The organism is Psychrobacter sp. SCQQ22 (assembly GCF_015864605.1).
GTDB lineage: Bacteria > Pseudomonadota > Gammaproteobacteria > Pseudomonadales > Moraxellaceae > Psychrobacter > Psychrobacter fozii.
In genome coordinates this window covers 1-20256 of the sequence record NZ_JADYWZ010000007.1, presented here as the reverse complement: position 1 = coordinate 20256, position 20256 = coordinate 1, and the positions used below count along the sequence as shown (strand labels likewise).

The 20256-nt window shown below is 43.0% G+C and carries 18 protein-coding genes; 14 read left to right on the top strand and 4 right to left on the bottom strand.

Translation table 11 applies throughout. The annotated features are described in order from the left end of the window. The first annotated feature begins 168 nt into the window (after positions 1 to 168). Positions 169 to 786: an NAD(P)H:quinone oxidoreductase gene (gene wrbA, locus I6E84_RS10125; RefSeq protein WP_197217841.1), complete on the top strand. Its 618-nt coding sequence runs from the start codon at positions 169 to 171 to the stop codon at positions 784 to 786. 91 nt (positions 787 to 877) lie between these two features. Then, positions 878 to 1363: a hypothetical protein gene (locus tag I6E84_RS10120; protein WP_197217840.1), complete on the top strand. Its 486-nt coding sequence runs from the start codon at positions 878 to 880 to the stop codon at positions 1361 to 1363. A 152-nt stretch (positions 1364 to 1515) separates the two neighbouring features. Here the strand turns inward: I6E84_RS10120 and I6E84_RS10115 are convergent, their stop codons facing one another. Continuing rightward, positions 1516 to 2271: a DUF3108 domain-containing protein gene (locus tag I6E84_RS10115; protein WP_197217838.1), complete on the bottom strand. Its 756-nt coding sequence runs from the start codon at positions 2269 to 2271 to the stop codon at positions 1516 to 1518. Positions 2272 to 2687: 416 nt separating this feature from the next. Between I6E84_RS10115 and I6E84_RS10110 the strand changes: the two genes are divergently transcribed. The 3 genes from I6E84_RS10110 (at position 2688) to I6E84_RS10100 (ending at position 5648) form a co-directional block, all read left to right on the top strand. Continuing rightward, positions 2688 to 2978 carry a co-chaperone GroES gene (locus I6E84_RS10110; protein WP_010196840.1) on the top strand — a complete coding sequence of 97 codons (291 nt, stop codon included), beginning with the start codon at positions 2688 to 2690 and terminating at the stop codon, positions 2976 to 2978. A gap of 109 nt (positions 2979 to 3087) precedes the next feature. Further along, positions 3088 to 4737, top strand: a complete 1650-nt coding sequence (gene groL / locus I6E84_RS10105; protein WP_110923978.1) for a chaperonin GroEL — start codon at positions 3088 to 3090, stop codon at positions 4735 to 4737. A 389-nt stretch (positions 4738 to 5126) separates the two neighbouring features. Next, positions 5127 to 5648, top strand: coding sequence for a hypothetical protein (locus I6E84_RS10100; RefSeq protein ID WP_197217836.1), 522 nt, complete (start codon positions 5127 to 5129; stop codon positions 5646 to 5648). Between the two features lie 139 nt (positions 5649 to 5787). Here I6E84_RS10100 and yaaA read toward each other — a convergent pair whose 3' ends face one another. Next, positions 5788 to 6594 (bottom strand): peroxide stress protein YaaA, encoded by an 807-nt coding sequence (gene yaaA, locus I6E84_RS10095; RefSeq protein ID WP_197217834.1) that lies wholly within the window; start codon positions 6592 to 6594, stop codon positions 5788 to 5790. A gap of 610 nt (positions 6595 to 7204) precedes the next feature. Between yaaA and I6E84_RS10090 the strand changes: the two genes are divergently transcribed. From I6E84_RS10090 to I6E84_RS10065, 6 genes are all read left to right on the top strand, one after another. Next, positions 7205 to 8359, top strand: coding sequence for a Re/Si-specific NAD(P)(+) transhydrogenase subunit alpha (locus I6E84_RS10090; RefSeq protein ID WP_197217833.1), 1155 nt, complete (start codon positions 7205 to 7207; stop codon positions 8357 to 8359). 144 nt (positions 8360 to 8503) lie between these two features. Then, the gene (locus I6E84_RS10085; protein ID WP_197177695.1) at positions 8504 to 8842 is read left to right on the top strand and encodes a proton-translocating transhydrogenase family protein; all 339 of its coding nucleotides are present in this window, start codon (positions 8504 to 8506) and stop codon (positions 8840 to 8842) included. Continuing rightward, entirely contained in the window at positions 8839 to 10239 is a 1401-nt protein-coding gene (locus tag I6E84_RS10080) for an NAD(P)(+) transhydrogenase (Re/Si-specific) subunit beta (protein ID WP_413786950.1), read from the top strand. The genes I6E84_RS10085 and I6E84_RS10080 overlap by 4 nt, the downstream gene beginning before the upstream one ends. 145 nt (positions 10240 to 10384) lie before the next feature. Further along, positions 10385 to 10921: an acyl-CoA thioesterase gene (locus I6E84_RS10075; RefSeq protein ID WP_197217832.1), complete on the top strand. Its 537-nt coding sequence runs from the start codon at positions 10385 to 10387 to the stop codon at positions 10919 to 10921. 136 nt (positions 10922 to 11057) lie between these two features. After that, positions 11058 to 11267, top strand: a complete 210-nt coding sequence (gene iscX, locus I6E84_RS10070; RefSeq protein WP_010196865.1) for a Fe-S cluster assembly protein IscX — start codon at positions 11058 to 11060, stop codon at positions 11265 to 11267. A 95-nt stretch (positions 11268 to 11362) separates the two neighbouring features. After that, a complete protein-coding gene (locus tag I6E84_RS10065) occupies positions 11363 to 11863 on the top strand; it encodes a GyrI-like domain-containing protein (RefSeq protein WP_110923984.1) in 501 nt (166 codons plus the stop codon). 89 nt (positions 11864 to 11952) lie between these two features. Here I6E84_RS10065 and dapE read toward each other — a convergent pair whose 3' ends face one another. Further along, entirely contained in the window at positions 11953 to 13170 is a 1218-nt protein-coding gene (gene dapE / locus I6E84_RS10060; protein WP_197217831.1) for a succinyl-diaminopimelate desuccinylase, read from the bottom strand. A 121-nt stretch (positions 13171 to 13291) separates the two neighbouring features. Further along, positions 13292 to 14047, bottom strand: a complete 756-nt coding sequence (locus I6E84_RS10055; protein WP_197217830.1) for a 2OG-Fe(II) oxygenase — start codon at positions 14045 to 14047, stop codon at positions 13292 to 13294. Between the two features lie 141 nt (positions 14048 to 14188). On the opposite strand from I6E84_RS10055, the gene I6E84_RS10050 reads away from it, so the two are divergent. The 3 genes from I6E84_RS10050 (at position 14189) to I6E84_RS10040 (ending at position 19966) form a co-directional block, all read left to right on the top strand. Continuing rightward, positions 14189 to 15064 (top strand): 23S rRNA (adenine(2030)-N(6))-methyltransferase RlmJ, encoded by an 876-nt coding sequence (locus tag I6E84_RS10050; protein WP_110923987.1) that lies wholly within the window; start codon positions 14189 to 14191, stop codon positions 15062 to 15064. Between the two features lie 42 nt (positions 15065 to 15106). Continuing rightward, positions 15107 to 16024 carry a CDP-diacylglycerol--serine O-phosphatidyltransferase gene (gene pssA, locus I6E84_RS10045; RefSeq protein WP_227680941.1) on the top strand — a complete coding sequence of 306 codons (918 nt, stop codon included), beginning with the start codon at positions 15107 to 15109 and terminating at the stop codon, positions 16022 to 16024. Between the two features lie 534 nt (positions 16025 to 16558). Continuing rightward, positions 16559 to 19966 carry an ESPR-type extended signal peptide-containing protein gene (locus I6E84_RS10040; RefSeq protein ID WP_197217829.1) on the top strand — a complete coding sequence of 1136 codons (3408 nt, stop codon included), beginning with the start codon at positions 16559 to 16561 and terminating at the stop codon, positions 19964 to 19966. The last annotated feature ends 290 nt before the right edge of the window (positions 19967 to 20256 follow it).

Below are 20256 nucleotides of genomic sequence, written 5' to 3'. Positions count from 1 at the left end.
AAATGCACAGTAGTCAACGCGATAGAGTGTTCTGACGATAATGCACAGCTAGGTTGTTTGCATGTCAGTGAATGACTCGGGCATAATGTGCACATATATTGATAGTGTCAGCTGTTGGCTACATATTGCTATCATTAACCACGTGAATGATTTAAGGAAGTGTTGCTAATGAGTCAGACTGCCCCTTATGTATTGGTACTCTATTATTCTAATCATGGTACAACCAAGACATTGGCATACGCTATCGCGCAAGGCATCGAAGACGCTGGCATGACAGCACGTATTCGTACGGTACCAACGGTTGCTCCTGAGACGACATCGAGCAAGCCTGCGATACCTGATGAGGGTGATCTGTATTGCACCATGGAAGATCTCAAAAACTGCAGCGGTCTGGCGCTTGGTAGCCCAACGCACTTTGGTAATATGGCCGCACCCATGAAATACTTTTGGGACAATACAGTGACATTATGGCTGGCAGGTAATTTGCAAAACAAACCTGCCTCCGTATTTACGGTAACGGGTTCGATGCATGGTGGTCAAGAGACGACGTTGCTGACGATGATGTTGCCATTGATGCATCACGGTATGATTATCGTTGGTGTGCCTTATGCGGAGCCTGCGTTAAATCGCACCCAACGTGGCGGCTCACCTTATGGTGCTAGCCATGTCAGTGGGGCATCACATGATCAGCCTATCTCACCTGATGAGCGTGAGCTAGGCATCGCTCAAGGTCGCCGTTTGGCTATCAGTGCGACAGCATTGGCTCAAGCTAACTGGAGTCGCTAAGCGGCCTTTGTATCGTTGAGCCTACAATAATCATTGAGCCTAAAATGCAACAACGTTGTTCACGCTATTAATGAGGAAGTAAATATATCTAATGGCTACAAACCGCTCCGATAGTGAGATGAATGCTGCACCACCAGTAAAGAAAACTGGTAAGCCTGCCAAAGCAAGTAAACCTATTGCGCCTATCCGTCAGCGTTTGCTGGTTACGTGGTTGATTTGGCTCGTCTATAGATTGCTTGGACTGCCTATCTTTATTAACGTATTCAATCCAAGTAGCCCTGATATCGTCGGCGGTGTCGCATGGCAAATGTTGTGGTTGGTACCCGCCTTTATTCTGACACCATCAATACTGCGTGGACGCTCGCCTTATGCGTTGTTAATTAGTAGTATGTTTATACTTGTGTATTTAGGTGCGAGTGGCGTGGTGTTGTTTACGCGGGTTTATGGCAGTAGTGGGGCGGAAATAGTCGTCTACCTACTGGACTTTTTACTGTTGCTGCTTATTAATGTTTGGTTGTTTATTTTGCTCAAACGTCTGCCTTCGATGAATAATGTCGTTAAGAAACCTCGCCAGTGATCTAAGTTGTCTGACGCTTAACTTACCAAATGCTTGGTAGGTAACTCTCAATAAGTAATGTTTGTCAGCTATCAGTATAAAACCAAAAAAAGCGGCGCTCTACATTAGAGCGCCGCTTTTTTTAATATTTTTTCAGTGGTTCAATAAATAGTTTAGTTCACCTTGGTCAATTCTAAATCCATTTTTTTGCCATCATTAATCTGACTCACCTTAACTGGTAGGTAATCTAAGCTTGGTGCTAACCAAAAGCTGGTAGAACGGCTATCGTCATCATGGACACGGTCGACACGTACTGTATCAAAGGTGCCTGCTGGTACAGTTATTTTGGTGTTGCCAGATTTCTTAAATGGGGTCTTTTCGATTTTGTCTTTCTTCGCCATGTAGTAGTTGCCAGAGAATTTACCGTTCAATAAATCCTGACGAATCTGTACTTCGAGGCTTAAGTCATCAAAGGCTTGTTGCGACATGTTCATTGTCGTTGATTTGCCTCGATAGTTGCTCACAACTTTTTTACTACTTGGATTAAAATCCAGTTTGTGTGTACGGCCTACGCCTAGGAGCTTATAAGTTGTGCTGGCTTGTGTTGGCGTGACATTGTTACCGTTGATGGTAAAGGTACTATTCTGCGAGGCGCTAGCGACACCTGCAACTCGTGCATTGACATTGTACTTCCAAGTATCACCTGACTTGTTTAAGGTACGAGTAGCGGTGCCTTTGTACTTGTCTTCGACCGTAAAGCTATAGCTGGCGCTCGATGGTTGGATGGTCTTTGCACTAGCGATGGTAGGTGCAGTCATACTTAATGCTCCGATAGCAGCAATACTGGCGCCTGATGTTAAGGCGGTCAAAATTTTTGACTTACTACGCTTTGTATTATTAGAATTTTTATTCGATGATGAAAAAATCATAGATGTTCCTTAAGTAATATAGTGTTGGTATATCAGATTCTATCTAACACTATTATTGTATTTACAAGCACTATAATGGTCATACTTGGTTACATTTTCAAGAGTGTTTGCTGTCTATGGTGTGTTGCTCTTGTAGTCAATGTTGCTACAAAAATGCTCCATATAAGAATAAATAATAGGTGATTAGCATAACGATGTGAAATCACGACAGCAGTAAGCGGCTCCCCGAGATAATTCTTGTAAAATTTTAGGCTTTACACTTGAAGCGAACACACCTTGCCCCCACTTTTTGATACAAGCTTAATGCTTATCTTCAGAATATTGCTTTTGAGTAGTAGTCCTTGTAGATACTGGCATTGAGACTATTAATTCAAATAAACCCTTAATTTTAATAATCAACTTTTGGAGTCATATCGATGAACATTCGTCCTTTACATGACCGTATTGTCGTCCGCCGCATAGAAGAAGAAACAAAAACGGCTGGTGGCATCTTGCTTCCTGGTTCAGCTCAAGAAAAACCTTCACAAGGTGAAGTATTAGCTACTGGTAACGGTCAGATTCGTGACAACGGCGAAACTCGCGCGTTAGACGTAAAAGCTGGCGACAAAGTTTTGTTCGGTCAATATGCTGGTCAAACGGTAAAAGTTGACGGCGAAGAGCTGCTTATTATGAAAGAATCTGATGTATTGGGTGTGCTAGAAGGCTAATTGCTCACGAGGCCTATTGGCTAAGTCAGTGTTAGCGAAGCGCATTTATAACCATACTATCGAATCATTCAACCGTATTCTCATACTTATAATAGTGGAGTAATTTAACATGGCAAAAGACGTAAAATTCGGCATTGATGCCCGTAAACAAATGATGGACGGCGTAAACGTTCTAGCAAACGCAGTAAAAGTTACGCTAGGCCCTAAAGGTCGTAACGTTGTTATCGATAAATCATTTGGCGCACCTACCATCACTAAAGATGGTGTATCCGTTGCCAAAGAAATCGAACTAGAAAACAAGTTTGAAAACATGGGCGCACAGCTAGTACGTGAAGTTGCTAGCCGTACTAATGATGTTGCTGGTGATGGTACGACCACTGCGACGGTATTGGCTCAGTCAATCCTACAAGAAGGCATGAAGTCAGTGGCTGCTGGCATGAACCCAATGGATCTTAAACGCGGTATCGATAAAGCGGTACGTGCTGCTGTTGAGCAAATCCATTTGTTATCTACACCCGCTGATGATGAAAAAGCCATTGCACAAGTAGGCTCTATCTCTGCTAACTCAGACACCAAAATCGGTGAATTGATTTCGCAAGCAATGCAGAAAGTCGGCAAGCAAGGCGTTATTACGGTTGAAGAAGGTTCAAGCTTCGAAGATACCCTAGAAGTTGTAGAAGGTATGCAGTTTGACCGTGGTTATATCAGCCCGTACTTCGCTAATAAGCAAGACAGCTTAACGGCAGAGTTTGAAAACCCATATATCTTGCTAGTTGACAAAAAAATCAGCAACATCCGTGAAATCGTGCCATTACTTGAGCAAGTAATGCAGCAAAGCAAACCATTGCTTATCATCGCTGAAGACGTAGAAAACGAAGCGCTAGCGACATTGGTTGTGAACAACATGCGTGGTGGCTTGAAAACTTGTGCGGTTAAAGCACCTGGTTTCGGTGATCGTCGTAAAGCAATGTTAGAAGATATCGCGACGCTAACTGGCGGTACGGTTATCTCTGAAGAGATTGGTCTGAGCCTTGAGACTGCTACTCTTGAGCAACTTGGTACTGCTAAGAAAGTGACTGTCGGTAAAGAAAACACGGTAATCGTCGATGGCGCTGGTAACAAAGCTGATATCGAAAACCGTGTTGAGTCTATCAACCGTCAAATCGAAGAGTCTACTTCTGACTATGACAAAGAAAAGCTACAAGAGCGTGTTGCTAAACTAGCTGGTGGCGTAGCAGTGATCAAAGTCGGCGCAGCAACCGAAACTGAAATGAAAGAGAAGAAAGATCGTGTCGACGATGCGCTACATGCGACTCGTGCAGCGGTTGAAGAAGGTGTTGTACCTGGTGGTGGTGTTGCACTAGTACGTGCAATGAACGCATTGTCTGAACTAACAGGCGATAACGACGATCAAAACGCTGGTATCAATATCTTACGTCGTGCGATGGAAGCACCACTACGTCAAATCGTAACCAACGCAGGTGAAGAAGCGTCAGTTGTGGTAAACGAAGTGAAAAGCGGTAGCGGTAACTATGGTTACAATGCTGCTTCTGGTGAATATGGCGATATGATCGAGATGGGTATTCTTGACCCAGCTAAAGTAGCACGTTCAGCACTAGAAAATGCTGCATCTGTTGCAGGCCTAATGCTTACCACTGAAGTTATGATTACTGATTTACCGCAAGGTGATGACGGTATGGCTGGCATGGGTGCTGGCGGTGGAATGGGCGGTATGGGTGGAATGGGCGGTATGATGTAATTTGTGCCTCGACTAAATTTGTACGACGTTGTTAACCTCGCTCGATGTACTATTAGTACAATCTTCACTTGGTCGCCTAGTCGTACTGCTTTAGTCAATCCATAAAGCGCTTTTCACTGCAGTTATAAGTATTTTTGTGAAGGCGTTTGACCTACCGAAAGCTCTGTTATCGCAAGATAGCAGGGCTTTTTTGTATCTAGTTTAATAGGGTAGTGGTCGTCACATAGAAAAACCTCGATAGGCTGAGCTTATCGAGGTTTTTTAGGGTTAAGAGATAAATGTTGATCATTAGTTTGAAACTCCTAAAGTTAACAGTCATAATATAGAAACAAAATAGTCGTTAAACTTACACATAAGATTATAATCTTATTTATATTTTTGGAAAATTAATGAAGAAAGTATTATTCACAGCCCTTGTTTCACTTAGTATCATGTTCGTTCCATATAGTTCAAGTATTGCTCAAAGTAATAAGATGAACGATCTCGCGAGTATTGATCAGATGTATGGCTCTAAGTTAGTTGGTACTTGGAACTGCGATTCTGTCAAAATGGAAGTTGAAGATGCAACTGTTACTATGGAAGGAAGCGCTTCGTATTTCACTAATAAACGAAGCAATACATTTGGTACGATGATAATAGATTATCCTAAAGAAAACATTACGCTAGAATACGATTATTTCGGTACAGGTACTTGGGAGATAAATAATAAAAAATTAGTTGAAATATTAGAAGATATTAAGTTGACTAATATAAGTCATCCATACATGGATCAATCATTCAACATGACTGATATATTCCCAAAAAATATAAGTGCATCTTCCTCAATTATATCTTTGTCACAATCAAATTTGACTTTAAAAGATGATACTGAGGGCGTAATATTTACTTGCTCAAAAAAAATAGTTAAATAAAGAAATTCTTTCATAATCTCAAATTATCTATATGAATAAACCTCTAGTTTGAACCCATACTGAAAAACCCCGATAGGCTAAGCTTATCGGGGTTTTCTTATAATCGTTTGGTATCTTTCAACTAAGAATAAAATCAAATTTACTGATTCACATTATCCCGTCTAAACGTCCACGTCTTATCATCAGAAGCGGCTTCACAATAATAATATCCTGCCAAATCAAACTGCTTTAGCTGCTCAGCATTGGTCAGCTTATTGTCTGCCGCATACTTGACCATTAATCCACGTGCTTTTTTGGCATAAAAGCTAATCACTTTATATTGACCATTTTTCTCATCTTCAAATCGTGGTGTGATGATGTCAGCCTTTAATGTTTTTTTCTTTACAGACTTAAAATATTCATTAGAAGCGAGATTGACTAATGTTTTATCGTCGCTATCAGCCATCCGCGCATTGATAATCTCAGTCACTTCCTCGCCCCAAAACTCATATAAGTTATTACCGCGCTCATTTTTCAGCTTGGTACCCATCTCTAAGCGATATGGTTGGATTAAATCTAAAGGTTTTAACACACCATAGAGTCCTGACAAAATACCTAAGTGCTCATTGACGTAGATAGTCGTGTCTTTATCCATGTGATACATATCAAGACCAGTATAAACGTCACCATCGAACAAATACCCAGCAGGTTTTGCCGCATTAGTATTATCAGTGAATGGCTGTTCTTTACTCCAGTGCCACTGTTGATTACGCGTCGCATTGAGCTGTGCCAAATCATTAGAAATGCCCATCAGCTCTTGTAAATCAATCGGTTCTTTAGACTTCAGTACTTGCATCAATACTTGTGAGTGTTCAATCAGTTCAGGCTGACTATAGTAGTTGCCTAGATTTAACGGTATAGCGTCTGCTTCGTTCAAAGATTTAGCAGGGGAGAGTAAAAAATACATCGTTATTCCTTATTATAGTGAGTCATTGACGATCCAATTACCACGTCAAGCTTACCTATTATACGACACCTATCGTTTGAACTTAACCGGCTCGTTGCTTTTTCACACGATTCTAAAATATATCAATTGTGACTGTTAGAGCTTACCTTCAGTTCAAATATAACCATCAAAACAAGAGAAACAGCACAGATAATATCGAGGGAGCTATCAGCTGTGTGTCTATTGAGGTAATGGTCTGTGATATGGGGGTGGCCTAGTGATACAAGGTTATATTTTGCAAAGCATTAAGGGTATTAAAAAAATAAATTTTTTTAATATAACAATAAAAGTTATATAGATGGTACAAATAATTAACTTTTTATTTACTTATGGGTCATCATTAAACAATGAAAGTTGGTGGACGATGTACCTATAATAAAAAGGCATGATGGCAAAGTCGCTATCATTTATTAAATTGATAAACCTTTGGTCGCAATACTGATCCAATCAAAACCAAAGGTTTTTTTGTCCCCTGTGCTTTTTAGATGTGCGTTGAGGGTATTAAAGGTAGTCGTGAGACGTAATTATAGTCATTATAAGTACAGTCATTGGACGTAAGTAAGGAGACGGTATGAAAATCGGTGTAATCAGTGCAGATAGCGCGAGCGAGAGCCGTGTAGCCATAACCCCAGACGCAGTCAAAAAGTTGCGTAAACTTGGGTTTGAAGTTGTCATTCAGTCAAATGCAGGTCAAGCAGCGTACTACGCTGATGAGCTATATCAAGCTGCTGGTGCCGACATTGCCAGTAGCAGTGCCGAGGTCATTACCCAGTCTCAGATTATTACCACCGTCAATGACCTATCAGCTGAAGCCATCGATGGCTTGTCCTCTGGTCAGATCGTCATTGGCATGCTCGACCCTTATCGTAATACTCAACTTGATAGTTATGCGGCTAAAGGTGCAACCGCCTTTGCCATGGAGTTATTGCCCCGCACCTTGTCACGCGCACAGAATATGGACGTACTGTCATCACAGGCCAACCTTGCGGGTTATAAAGCAGTATTGCTGGCAGCCAATGAGTATTCACGTCCTTTCCCGATGTTTATGACCTCAGCTGGTACGGTTAAACCCGCTAAAGTGGTCATCCTAGGTGTTGGCGTGGCAGGTCTGCAAGCAATTGCAACCGCCAAGCGTTTGGGTGCTGTCGTTGAAGCCAGTGATCTACGTCCGACCGCTCGTGAGCAAGTGGAGTCACTCGGTGGTAAATGGCTTGATGTGCCAATGAGTGCAGAGGAAGCTGAGACAGCTAAGTCTACTGGTGGTTATGCGTGGACGCCATCCGAGCAATATGTCAAAGATCAAGCGGCTGTCGTAGATAAAGCGCTCAGCAATGCTGATATCGTTATTACCACGGCACAGATTCCTGGTCGTAATGCTCCGCGTCTGGTACACGGTGCAACCCTTGCCAAAATGAAAGCGGGTTCAGTGCTGATCGATATGGCTGCTGGCACAGGCGGTAACGTCGAGGGCAGTGTGCCCAACGAAACTATCACTACAGACAACGGCGTACGTATCGTTGGGGCAGCTAATATCCCCTCACAGCTTGCCGCACAGTCTTCAGATTTGTATGCCAATAACTTAGTCAACTTTATCACCACATTAATTGCGCCTGCTGGCGATGACGCTTCAGCAACTAACTTGGCACTTAACTTGGACATGGAAGACGAGATTCAAGGAGCGCTGGCAGTGACACATGAGGGTCAGGTACGACTGGCCAAACGCTAGTTTTAACGGGCTAAGTTTTTACAGCCTGTCATTACAACTTTGTCACCACTAACGTTGTCACCACACATTTGCCAGACACGAATAAATTTTTAGGAGGATTAGATGATTGCCACTATTTTAGCGTCAGCACCCGCCGGTGCCGCCATGGCCAGTACACCCTTTGTCGCGATTTTTACCGTATTTGTACTCGCTATTTTTGTCGGATACTACGTGGTTTGGGGCGTTACGCCTGCCTTGCACACGCCATTGATGGCCGTCACCAACGCACTATCAAGTATCGTCATCGTTGGTGCCATGCTACAGACCGTTACCATTGATGGTTCTATCTTTACACCGACCAGTATACTTGGCGCTTTTGCGGTATTTTTAGCCAGTATCAATATCTTCGGTGGCTTTGCCGTGACCGAGCGTATGCTTGCGATGTTTAAACCGAAAGTAAAAAAAGCACCAGTAGCAACCACTGATGTCGGAGGTGACGCATGAATGATTTCTCAGCAATGATTGCGGCAAATGCAGATTGGTTCTACCTAGTCGGTGCGATTCTTTTCGTTTTAACCTTACGTGGTTTATCCAGCCCAAAGACGGCTATTCGTGGTAACCGCTTTGGCATGGTAGCGATGGCAATTGCTGTCGTCACGACGTTCTTCTTAGCAGAAGGCCCTGTCCTTTGGTTAATTATTGGCGCGATGATTTTAGGTGCCCTCGTTGGTATGTGGAAGGCAAAAACAGTCGCGATGACCCAAATGCCAGAAACCGTTGCCTTGATGCACTCCTTTGTCGGTTTGGCAGCAGTTGCCATTGCACTAGCGACGGTACTGCACACTGAACAACAGCATGGCGCTGTTGCCCGAGTTGAGCTGTTTATTGGTTGTTTCATCGGTGCGATTACGTTCTCAGCCTCGGTCTTTGCCTTTGGTAAATTAGCAGCTAAAAGCTGGGCGAAAACACTGGTCGGCGGCTGGGTAAAACCTGTCCAAGCACTATTGTTCATTGCGATGATTGGTTTCGGTGGCGTTTATTTCGTTACTGACTCATTACCAGCATTTTATGCGATGGCTGTGATTGCTGTTATCTTCGGTTGGATGTGGATTGCGCCAATCGGTGGCGGTGATATGCCAGTAGTGGTATCGCTATTGAACTCATTCTCAGGTTGGGCAGCAGCAGGTATTGGTTTCACCCTTGGCAACTCGATGCTGATTATTGCAGGGTCGCTCGTTGGCTCATCCGGTGCAATTTTGTCTTACATCATGTGTAAAGCCATGAACCGCTCATTACTCAACGTCTTATTTGGCGGTATGGGTACAGGCGCTGTAGCAGCGGGCGCTGATGATGGCGCACCGAAGAACTACAAAGCTGGTTCGGCAGAAGATGCAGGTTTCTTAATGGCCAATGCCAGTAGTGTTGTGATCGTACCGGGCTATGGTATGGCACAGGGCCGTGCACAGAATGCAGTAAAAGAGTTGTATGAGCTGCTAAAAGAAGAAGGTGTGAATGTGCGTTTTGCCATTCATCCGGTCGCGGGTCGTATGCCAGGACATATGAACGTCTTATTGGCTGAAGCCGATGTACCTTATGATGATATTCTTGAGATGGATGAGATCAACTCTGACTTTGCGAGTACAGATGTGGTGTTAGTCATCGGTGCCAACGACGTGGTAAACCCTTCTGCGAAAGATGATCCAACCTCGCCAATCTTTGGTATGCCGATTCTAGAAGTGACCAAAGCGCAAACGATTATGGTCATCAAGCGTTCAATGAACACGGGTTATGCAGGGCTTGATAACAGTCTGTTCTATATGGACAAAACCATGATGATCTTTGGTGATGCCAAGAAAATGGTCGAAGAGATGGTTCGCAGTATCAATGGCGCAGGTCACTAATCATTAAAATATGTATTTAACTATTAGCTTTTGCCTATAAATTTTTAAGTAAAGAAAGTCACTGAGGTGGCTTTTTTTGCGTTAAAGTAGGCAGCATTTATATGACATCGATATCTATACAAAATAAGAGTTAAGGGAGTTACTTATGAATATGTTGATCCGTTTTTTTATTATGGTTAGCTTGCTAAAACAACAACTAAAACAGCAATCAATGAGCGAGCGCATTAGTATAGAGACGTTGACCGCACCGACTGTCCGTAACTATCGAGTATTGCCGCATGACATGGGGTTTCGTGACCACTTGCCTAACTACCGCTATCTGTCTTTTATTGAATTAAATGTCACTCGCTGGGTAATGGCATGCTGTCATGAAAAAGGCATTAAGAAACTGAATTGGGTGATGTCCATGCAAGAGATGGTTTATCTGAAACCAATCAAGTTTTTGGATAAAGTGACACTCAGTAGCAAGGTTGCAGGATGGGATCAGAAATACGTATATTTTGAGCATCGTTTCTTTGTGAAAAATCAGCTGATGAGTATGGGTATGACCAAGTTTATCTTTACAGATAAAAAAGGCAAGTGTACACCAGAAGTATTGGATATGGTGGGAGAGCATTTGACCGATACTATTACCACATGGAATAGTAACCAAGCTGCTTTGAAGTCTGCCAAGTCGGCGTAGATAGCATAAGCTACCATATAAAATTAACTTGTCTATAATCATCTGATGAATTTTGGTAAAATAGCACCTATCAAATTGTCAAAATTATTTTATCGAAATCATTTTACCAAAATCGTTTAAAAGATAAGGAGCCGCTATGATCCCGCAAAAATTAAAATGGACAGACAGCTTAGATATCGCTATTGAGTTGTATGAAAAGTTTCCAGAGACCGATCCACAATATATACGCTTTACCGATTTGCATCGTTGGGTGACTGAACTTGAAGGCTTTGATGATGATCCACAAAAATCAAATGAGGGCATTTTAGAAGCCATTCAGATGAATTGGATCGATGAAGCAGATTAGAGTTACTTTGCAACGTTAATGGCTTTTTTAATACTCGCTCATTTCAATACTATCTCACATAAAAAACCGTACAAATATACAGGATATACCGCATCATGACTTCACAAATTAAAGAGCTACCAGAAGCGATAGCTTGCAGTGGCATTAGCGTTCGTACTACCAACAACGCTGAGATTAGCGAAGAAACTGCCAAACTGGGTCGTTTATGGCAGAAGTTTTACCAAAACCATGCCAGTGATCTGCCTAAAGGTGAAGATATTTATGGTGTCTATCATAACTATGAGAGCGATGATTTGGTCGGCGCTTTTGATGTGGTTGCCAGTTGGAAAGTAGTCAGTGAGCAGGAGCCATCAGACAATGAAAAGACTGCTAAATCTACAAACCTAGTAACAGTAGATATTCCTGCAGGGAAGTACATGGTATTCTCTGAAGAGGGTAGAATGCCTTACACTGTGATGAACGCTTGGGAAAAAGCTTGGACTTATTTTAATGATCGCAACTGTGAGCATACCCGAACTTTTGATGTCGATTTTGAGCATTATATTGATGGCAATCTAGAGTATGGTCAAGTTGATGTCTATATCGGTATCGAGTAAAATTAGTATTGAATAAATCAGTAAAAATAATAAAAAAGCGCCAAATCTAATTAAGATTTAGCGCTTTTTTTGCTTTCTTCAATGAATAATTAGTCTAGCAGCAAGTTCTCTAAAATCCCTTCATAAATCTGTGCCAATCTACCCAAGTCATCGACTTCTACCTTTTCGTCAACCTGATGAATTGTCGCATTACGCACACCTAGCTCAACGACTTGCGCACCTGTTGGTGCGATAAAGCGTCCATCAGAGGTACCGCCTGAAGTAGATAGCGTGGTATCAGTATCAGTTACCTTTTTGATTGCTTTTTGACAGGCAGAAACCAATTTACCTTCAGGGGTCAAAAACGGCTGACCAGATAACTTCCAATGAATATCGTAGTTCGCCTTGCTATCGGCAAAGTATTTGTCAAAGATAGCATGCGTTTTAGCCTTCAGCTCATCTTCAGTGGTTTCCGTTGAAAAGCGGAAGTTAAACACTACTTCTAACGTTTCAGGAATGACATTGGTTGCGCCCGTGCCACCATTGATATTTGAGATTTGCAGTGATGTCGCTGGGAAATAGTCATTGCCATTGTCCCATGCAGTCGAGGTCAATTCAGCCAATGCTGACATTGCAGCATGAATAGGATTGCATGCTAGATGCGGATAGGCGACATGACCTTGTTTACCAGTCACTGTGAGCACGGCACCCAATGAGCCACGACGACCATTTTTAATGATATCGCCTAGCGTATCGGTACTTGATGGTTCACCAACCAAGCAATAGGTGATTTTTTCTTGACGCGCTTCTAAGGTTTCAATGACTTTTACTGTGCCGTTGATTGATGGGCCTTCTTCATCTGAGGTGATTAAAAAAGCAATCGAACCATTGTGTTCAGGGTGATTGGCGACAAAACGTTCGGCTGCGACAGTAAAAGCCGCAATACCTGTTTTCATATCAGCCGCGCCGCGCGCCCATAGATACCCATCAGCGATGGTGGGAGTAAATGGAGGATAAGTCCAGTTTTTCTCGTCCCCAGTTGGTACGACATCGGTATGGCCTGCAAAGCAAATGACTGGATCAGTCGTGCCGCGGCGCGCCCACAAGTTTTTGACTTCAGCGTGTTCGCCCTTTGCCTGTCTATCACCATAATACATAAACTCACAGTTAAAGCCCGCCTGTTCCAATCGCTCTGACAATATATCTTGGCAGCCATCATCATCGGGCGTCACTGAAGGGCGTTCTAGCAGTTCGATGCTTAACTCTAAGGTTTCTTGTTGGTGGCTTGCTGATTGATTATTGGTAGTTTGGTGATTGTTGTCAGACATGAATGAACCTTTTATGTGTAAAGTTAACTTTTAAGATTGATATTGCGAAAGTAGTGGAATACTTGTTTGTTTTTATAGTGGCTTACGACTCAAATTATATTGTTTATGAATAAGTGATACTCTAATTGTTTTCTTCAACAAACGGTACCAATCCATCTCGGCGCATCCAAGTCGCGATAGAGTAGCGCTGACGATGAGCGATCTGTACCTGATGTCGTAAGTCACTGTCAAATATCACCAGTCTATTGGCAACAGGCATCACATTATGATGAACGCCATGTTTATCGACAACTTCTAATGCACCCCCATCGCCTGTAGACCACTCATCATTCAGATAAAACACAGCTGAAATAACACGTTCGTCACGCCCAGAAGGGTTGTCACTGTGCCATTGATAGCCAAAACCTACCGGATAGCAGGCATAATGCGCTTCACTATGACGAATACCCGCGAACAAGCTACGATTGAATAAGGAAGCAAGGGTGTTAATGCTCTCTAAGTAAAAAAAGCCTGCAAAGAAGTTTTCGGTGATCCAGCGTATTTTATCACCGCGAATATCGCTTATTCGAATACCAGCAGTGAGCTGTGCATCACGATATTCAATAAAACCGCTTTCTGCTTGCAAGGCTAGCAACGCGGTACTATTAAAGACATCATCGATAATAATCCAACCATCGTTGACGAACTTATCAAGCTGTATTTCAGTCAGATTGTCTTCCCAGCTCACGGCAAAATCAGAGGCTTGTAATACATGTTGGGTTGGGATATCTGGGATGTCACTATGACCGTCTGGAAACAGTAATGGTGGATTGTCCGGACCTATTGGCTGATCGGCTATCAACTCTGTCACGTTCAGGTTGCTAATAATCTGCGTCATTTCATCTCATTATTGTCAATCAGCTGTCGATATACCGTCATTCAATGCGTTTTTATTGAAAGCACTTACCAAAACCACATTATCTTTTACTCTGCCTATGCTACCATAGATGCAATTTTTCTTATTTAAACTTTTGAGATTATGAACTATAAACACGCCTACCACGCTGGTAACTTTGCTGATGTGGTCAAACACATTTTATTGGTACAACTGCTCAATCAACTGGGGCAAAAAAACAAACCTTTTTATGTGCTTGACGCTTATGGCGGTCGCGGACTTTATTCACTGAGCAGTGAAGAAGCACGCAAGACTGGAGAGGCCAAAGGTGGTATTCAAGCCCTATTGAATGCCGATACTGAAAAGGCACCTGCTGCTGTCAAAGATTATATGGAAGGCATCAAGCAAGCCAGATTCACTTATGACAGTAAAGTCTATCCTGGTTCTCCTTGGTGGATTGCCCATCATGTCGAAAAAAACCCGGAAGCGGGCGTACGTGGCGAGGCTTTTGAAGCCAAAGCCAGCGAATATGATGCGTTGAACTATCAGCTACATAAATTGCCAATCGGTATCCATCACCGTGATGCCTTTGAAGGTATCACTGCAGTTATTCCGCCAAAAGAGAAGCGTGGTCTAATTTTTCTTGATCCTCCTTATGAGCAAGAGCATAAAGACTTTACACGCCTTATCAATTTGTTGGTTAACTCTTATAATAAGTGGCCACAAGGCACTTATGCGCTTTGGTTCCCTATTAAGAACGTCGAAGCTGTAGAACTGTTCTATAAAAAGCTGAAACGTACTGAAATGCGCCGTCAGTTGGTGTGTGAGTTGAATATTTATCCAAACGATGTTGCGGTTGGCCTTAACGGTACAGGTCTGCTGGTTATCAATCCACCTTGGCAGTTTGACAATCATGCGCGTGAGATTGTGCGTTTCTTGCAGCCTGCTTTAAAAGTAGCTGATGCGCCAGACTTAACACCTGATAGCGCGACCAATGTGCGCTGGTTAGTCGGTGAATAACTGGTTCAATGAGTAGCAATGTCGGCAAATAAGGATATTAAGATGACCAATACACCATCATCTACAGGTCAATCAAACCACGTTTCCTCAAAGGATACGGCTCTAAATGATGGATTGCTACAAGACAGTGCAGCAACTCAGCCACCATTTATCGATGAGCATGAGTTCAATATCCGCCTAGCGGAAAATGACAGTTATGACGGTTTGACCTTTGAAGTGATTGAAGCTGAAGTAACAGAAGGTCAGCGAGTGGTCAGTCGCGGTGTGTATTTAGCGCCCAACTTAATTACAACTTTGTCGCTACTGTCAGGCTTTTATTCAATTTTGGCCAGTACACAAGGCGAGTTTTATAAAGCCTCATTGGCTATATTTTTGTCCGCTATTCTTGATGGGGCTGATGGGCGCGTGGCACGTATGCTCAATGCACAGAGCCCATTCGGTGAGCAATACGATTCTTTGGCAGATATGCTAGCGTTTGGTGTTGCACCTGCTATTTTGATTTATAGCTTTGCTTTAGAGCCGTTAGGTCGTATCGGGATTGGCTGTGCATTCGTCTTTACTGCTTGTGCCGCTTTTCGCCTCGCACGTTTCAATGTGCAGGTTGGCATTGTCGATAAAAAATACTTTGTTGGCCTAGCAAGTCCACTTGCCGCTATCTTAGTGACGTCTGCTGTCATGGTCGCAGTCGATCATAATGAGTGGATTGGTCAGTACGATACAGCTGTCATGTTCTTGTTTGCCGCTTGGGTCGTAACTTGTGGTCTACTAATGGTCAGTAACGTCAAGTACTATAGCTTCAAAGAATTTGATAAGAAGAAAGTGCCTTTCGTTGTTCTTATCATCGGTGTGCTGGTCATGAGTATCATACTCTATGATATCCCTGTCGGCCTTTTAGCGATTGGTATTATCTATGCGTTGTCTGGTATTGTTACTACGGTCAAAATAAAATTTAAAATTTAAAACAGATATCTGTCTTATGTTACTTTATACCATTACTAGTCGTTTTCAGGCTGGAGCTAAATCAAAGTAGTCACGTTAGACTAATTATTCAATACATGTAATGAGAGCCGCTTATTTTCTAATAAGCGGCTTTTTTATGCGTGCTATCAAATAGTTGTTTTTACCTTTTAATTCAAACATTTCAATATATTCCTTAAAGTATATGTTCATCTGTTACAAATTAAAAACAAGAACTTTACAAATTTAACATAATATTCCAGAATGTACTTATAACGTTTCTTTTTATGTCTGTATTGCATATAAAATTATTTTTTAGAATCAGAAGAACGGATTTAGTAGGTAGCTTAAGTCAAGAGCAAGTCAATCTAGTGCTTGATTTATCACTTATCAAACGATACGGATATCAAATTCTACAGGTAATTATTCATTCAAATTAACGTTTATATTTTTGATCGACAGTGCAACTGTTGCTCTATTTGTTATAGCCATCATATGGTCGCTTCGATAGCAACTTTATACACACAGGATATTCTCATGTTAAACCATGTTTACCGCGTTGTTTTTAATCGTTCTACGGGTTGCTATACAGCCGTTAGTGAAATCAGCAAGTCGGGTGGAAAGTCTAGCAACACATCAGGTCAAATTGGTACTGTGCCAGCTAGCCAAACAGGCGCATCACTACGTCGACATGCCATTGCCACTGCAATTGGCTCAGTGTTAGGATTAACAGCGATGACTGCTCAGGCAGATGTGTGCTTAACGCAATTCAATGGACCAGGTGGAAATATCGCTTCACAAAATACATCTATAGCTTGCGGATTTGAAAACCAAGCGCAAAATGAATCCAGCTCAGCAGTAGGTTTTCGAAATCAAGCTTTGAATACTAATTCAACAGCAATAGGTTACGTCAATACCGCTTCAGATTTTTCTAGCTCAGCAGTAGGTTCTCAAAATAGAGCTTTGAATACTAATTCAACAGCAATAGGTTATGTCAATACCGCTTCAGGTTCTTCTAGTTCAGCGATTGGCCATAAAAATGAAGCGTCAAGTCTATATAGCTCAGCGGTAGGCAACACTAATATTGCCTCGGGTGAAGGCAGCTCTTCGATAGGTTCTGGTAATAGTGCTTTAGGTAATGCCAGTTCTGCTATAGGATCGCAAAATAGGGCTGATAAGCTAGGAAGTTCCGCATTAGGCATACTGAACCAAGTAGATAATACTTATAGTACGGCGGTAGGGTCTAGCAATATAGTAGATGGGCAAATGGCTTTGGGAGCAGGGCATAGGAACGTAGCTTCTGGTCGTTTTAGCTCAGCAGTAGGTTATATTAATACCTCTGCAGGGGATTATAGCTTGGCAATAGGTAGCGACAACTCAACCGCCAACGAACGTAGTACAGCGGTAGGTAGTCTAAACACAGCCTCAAAGCTGTATAGTTCAGCGGTGGGCTATAGCAATGAGGCAACTGGTGACCGTAGCTCAGCACTAGGTAGCGATAATACTGCTTCGGGTGATGACAGCTCAGCAGTGGGTCGTAGCAACATAGCCTCAGGAAGTTTCAGCTCAGCGTTGGGTTATGGCAACGAAGCCTTAGGAGGTTTCAGCTCGGCAGTGGGTTTTAACAATGAATCCTCAGGTAATGGTAGCTCAGCGATGGGTAGTGGTAATACAGCCTTAGGACTTACCAGTTCAGCGATAGGTAATTTTAACAGAGCCTCAGGAGTTACCAGCTCAGCAGTGGGTTTTGCAAATGAAGCCTCAGGTATTGATAGTTCAGCGATGGGTAGCCGTAACACAGCCTCAGGTTTTAATAGCTCAGCGATGGGTATTCGTAACACAGCTTCAGAATCAGGCGCGACTGCCGTTGGTAGTGGCAGTACTTCTACACAAGTTCCAGTAGTAGATGCAGTGGTGCAAGCTGATTTTACCGCTGCGACCACGCCTATACAGACAGACGCTTACAATCGACGCTTTAAAGACGATGGAAATGGCGGTCAGATCTTTGAGTTTGCAGTGAGTAACTATGAAGCTCTAGGCACAGGCGCGACCGCGAGCGGCATCCGCGCGACCGCTATCGGTAACTCATCAGTTGCAAGCGGTCGTGACAGCCTAGCGATGGGTACAGGGTCAACGGCTGATATTCGTAACAGCATTGCTCTAGGCGCACAGAGCACCACAACAGTTGATGCAGGCGTAGCAGGCTTTGGTGCGGACACCAGAACCACACCAGTATGGCAATCAACGCTAGCGGCAGTGAGTGTGGGTGATACCTCTGATGCTGATCCTGCCAACTGGCAGACCCGTCAAATTACAGGCGTAGCGGCCGGTACATCTGATACTGATGCAGTTAATATTGCTCAATTAAAAAGATTAGAAACAACAGGTATTTCTTATTTCAGTAATGTAGCAACCGCTTTAGGTGGGGGCGCGCAAGTGAACAGTACTGGTGTATTTCAAGCCCCCACATATAGAATAAGCAATGCAGACTACAACAATGTAGGTGCAGCGCTCACCGCAGTTGACGGAAAGTTAACGGATTTACAAACACAGATAAATACGATTGAGCTAACACCTGGACCTAAAGGTGATAAAGGAGAGGTTGGTCCGCAGGGTCCAGCAGGATCTGATGGTATCAATGGAACAAATGGTATTGACGGTCAGAATGGTACGGATGGCATTAACGGCCAAGATGGTGCTGTCGGTGCTCAAGGCCCAGCAGCAGGTCAGAACGGAATAGATGGTTTAAACGGTGCTGATGGTACAAATGGTAAAGACGGCATTGATGGTGCTCAAGGTCCAGTTGGTCCAGCAGGTCAGAACGGAATAGATGGTTTAAACGGTGCTGATGGTACAAATGGTAAAGACGGCATTGATGGTGCTCAAGGTCCAGTTGGTCCAGCAGGTCAGAACGGAACAGATGGTTTGAACGGTGCTGATGGTACAAATGGTATCGACGGCGCTAAAGGAGATAAAGGTGATTCAGGTATCAGTGAAGAAGCTAAAGTTGAATTAGAAAACAAAATCGAAGATAGCCAAGCTCGCTTCTTTAGCGTTAATGATTCTAGTAACAGCGAAGATGCAGGTAATTATAACAGTAATGGCGCTACTGCTGACGGTGCGATAGCGATCGGGGTTAACGCTCAATCTAAAGGTCAGGACAGCGTCGCTATAGGCACTAATAATACAGTGACTGGCGATCAATCTACTAGCGTGGGTAATGGCAATGTCGTTTCAGGTGATCGCTCAGGTGCGTTTGGAGATCCCAATATCGTCGGTGGTAACGCCAATTATGCAGTTGGTAACGACAATGTCATTGGTGATACTACTAGTAACTCTGTAGTACTAGGTAGCAATGCAACTGTTGGTGCTACAGCGGCAACAGTTGGTACCAATAGTACACCAGCTTTTGAAAACGAGACTAATGCCTCAAACTCCGTCGCTATCGGTGAGTCGGTGAACATTCAAGCAGCTAATGCAGTGGCTATCGGTGCTAATAGTAGTGTAACTCATAGCAATGCTATAGCATTAGGAGCAGGGTCGCAGACCAGTGCAGACAATACCGTATCAGTGGGCAACGCAAACAGCCAGCGCCGAATTACCAATGTCGCCGCTGGTATCAGTCCAACTGATGCAGTTAATGTCTCTCAGCTTGATCAAAATCGTGCTGAAGCCTTCGGTTATACAGATAGAAGAATAAATGATCTAGAAGGAGAGACCTACTCAGCAGTTGCAGGCGCGCTTGCTTTCGGTGCTTTACGTTACCCCAATGTACCGGGTAAAGTCAGCGTTGGTCTGGGCGGTGGTACATGGGAAGGTGAGACAGGTTATGCATTTGGTGTCGGTTACACCACATCTGACGGACAGTTTTCTATCAGTAGTGCTTTTGGTGGTAGTGGCAGCCAAAATGGTGGTAACGTTGGCGTAAGCTATACTTTTGACTAACGTTTAGTGTTAAGAAATCAAAAAATACTTGAGCCTACTATTGTTTTTGATAGTAAGCTCAATCAATTAAATCTATGAAGTTAGAAGATTTCTGAAAAACTTTCCTTGTTTTCTATTTGAGATCTCGTAGGATGCATTTAATCGTAAGGGAAGTAGATTAGTGATGTGGATAACCAAGCTTATTTGAATTAAGTTAAATTACCTCTTGACTCAAGATTTAAAGCGTCTATAATACGCCCCTCAACAGGGAGAACTGGCAGTAATTAGGAGATAATTACTTAATTAAAACC